Raw genomic sequence first — 2265 nt, forward strand, 5'->3', positions numbered from 1 at the left:
TCTTTTATTAACACTGATAGATTTGTTGTAAAGAGCCCTAACCAATGCGGTTAGGGTTTTTTGGATATTTTTTTGTTTTAGTTTCAAAAAGTCTTGAATTGAAAACGCTCACCATTGTATTTTAGCAATTGTGTGTGTTAAAAATTCTTAAGAAAGGAAGATATAGTAGTAAATGATGAGATTATCTGATGAAGAACTTGTTAATGCTTATTTAGAGGCAAAAAAATTACCGGATATTGATCCTCATTTTATTAAGCAACTAGAAACAGAACTGAAAAGACGTTCGATCAACATAAATCGAATAAATAAAAATAAGAGTATCTAAGAACCGGATGGATTTCAACTAGCTGGGCCGACCACAGCAGGCGTTGCTGGCTGCAAAAAGGGCGTCTGCCCTCTATCGATGCAGATTCCGTTCAGGTCCAGTTTCCAGCCATGATAAAGGGCCTTAAACGCCTGGCGTTTTCACACCAAGATGGGTGACTTCTGGGTAGAAAAGAGAACGCCTTAAAATTGCTTTCAACAAAATAAGAAAAGGTGTGTAGTTGAAAAGGATGCACACCTCTTTGACATCTTACGGCTTATAAAAGGTGACATGTTTATCATTTCTGTCAAACCAACCACGGAAAGCCCAGTTATCCCAACCTCCGTCTCCTTTGTTGATGAATTCTCCGCTTTCAAACACCCAGATGCCGTACACTACCCCGTTAAGAACGGCGGATCCATAGAATTTGACTCCATTGAAGTGATCTTCGTATTCCTGGCTTAAATTAAATACCATGACATTATAGCGCTGTCCCGCAGAGTAAAAGGTAGATTCCATCATGTTTTTGACAAAACCCTTTCGATTTGCGTTCTGCACAACAGCATCTCGAATTGAATTTGCTATGCCGAGGACGTCAAGATTCACATTAAAATTAACAGCAGCCGTGCTAACTTTAATTTGTTTGTGATTTATTGTTTCTTTAGCTACCTGAGCTGATGACACCGTGTGGTCAGCATCTTTTTCCTTAGCGTGGGCAAATACCGGAAGACAAGAAGAAGCAATCATCATAGCGGTGATGGGTGCAATTATCTTTTTCTGCAATTCATTTCCTCCTTTAGGTTTTTTGATAGAGTGGTTGATCAATAGGACGACAACAGACAACTGATTTATCATTTCCGGAGCTATCTCCTCCCCCTATCTTTGAGGAAAGTATACAAAGTTTTCAATTTAGAATAATGATGCGAAATGGGTATTTTCTGATCAGACGGNNCTTATTTAATAAAATGAATAGTGCATTTTACTTCTGCCAGGACAAAATCACAATTGTTTTTCAACATGATCCAAACGATCCATTTTCAGTAATTTAAAGAGGACGTTAATAAAATAGAGTGATAAAAAAATAGATCTCCCTTAGCCATTGCTCCTTTTTCTTCTATCGCACAAGTCAGCTATCGCACTTCCTGTCTTTTCATGCTATACATAGTGTGGGGCAGAATTTTCTTTTTGCAATACCTCGGTTTAAACAGGAAGTATAGAATCTTTTCTAGCTCTATCATGTATTTCATTGGTATTTTGTCTTCAGCTATGTACTCAATGGCTTTTATCTCGTCTCTAAAAGGACCATACAAGTGTTGATCGAGTCTCGTCTTGAGTTTCGCTGTATAACCAACATATAATACCTCGTCTTTCTCTCCACGGAGAATGTAGACGGCTTCAATATCGCCAAATCTTTTGTAAGACTGCCACCAATACCAGTCTGTTCTAACCATTTTTGGAATGGAGAATTGAGCGATACCTACCTTTATGGATCCCACATGACCACCTCCTATACTTATTAAAACAAAAGAACAGGCTGAAGGAAAACTGTTACGATGCTAATCGAAAGGCGTCCGTTTTTTCATAATCAAGAACGTCCCGCGGACGGGCGTCAGCTGAAGGGATTTTGTTGGCGGGCTCCCGGCGATCGCTGAGAAAACGCGATGCGTTCACAGCTCGCCTACCACGGCCAACAGCTGAAGATGAACGAAAGCCGGCGTCGATCGGAGGTCAGCCGGCCTTTTCGCGGCCAGGAACGCCCTATTTTCCAGACGGAACTAGNNCCTTTAATGCCACTCACATGTTATCCGTTTTTGTTGCATTAAAGTGATGAAGGGTTTGGCTGGTTTTGTTTAGGGAGCTTAGCGTCACTTAAAAAGAAACATCCAGACAAAGTCTGTGCTCTGCTTATCACCAATCGTAAAAGCTTTTTTAAAGGGAGGGCATTTTTCTTGTTTTTGAAG

3 protein-coding genes are annotated in these 2265 nt (G+C 40.2%); 1 reads left to right on the forward strand and 2 read right to left on the reverse strand.

All coding sequences use genetic code 11. The features are described from left to right. The first annotated feature begins 175 nt into the window (after window positions 1-175). Entirely contained in the window at window positions 176-325 is a 150-nt protein-coding gene (sda, locus tag BTA31_RS23815) for a sporulation histidine kinase inhibitor Sda (protein WP_422109667.1), read from the forward strand. 249 nt (window positions 326-574) lie between these two features. On the opposite strand, the gene BTA31_RS21435 is transcribed toward sda, so the two are convergent. After that, complete coding sequence (locus BTA31_RS21435; RefSeq protein ID WP_076794139.1) at window positions 575-1054, reverse strand: stress response protein YvgO; 480 nt, start codon at window positions 1052-1054, stop codon at window positions 575-577. A gap of 380 nt (window positions 1055-1434) precedes the next feature. Beyond that, the gene (locus tag BTA31_RS21440; protein ID WP_076794136.1) at window positions 1435-1800 is read right to left on the reverse strand and encodes a GIY-YIG nuclease family protein; all 366 of its coding nucleotides are present in this window, start codon (window positions 1798-1800) and stop codon (window positions 1435-1437) included. Window positions 1801-2265 lie beyond the last annotated feature (465 nt).

It is taken from the genome of Bacillus haynesii (assembly GCF_001969855.1).
Classification (GTDB): Bacteria; Bacillota; Bacilli; order Bacillales; family Bacillaceae; genus Bacillus; species Bacillus haynesii.

What these genes read in the sequence shown, in the direction of transcription:
- BTA31_RS21435 (WP_076794139.1), bottom strand. Translation starts at nt 1,054, where the DNA reads ATGATGATTGCTTCTTCTTGTCTTCCGGTATTTGCCCACGCTAAGGAA.
- sda (WP_422109667.1), top strand. Translation starts at nt 176, where the DNA reads ATGAGATTATCTGATGAAGAACTTGTTAATGCTTATTTAGAGGCAAAA.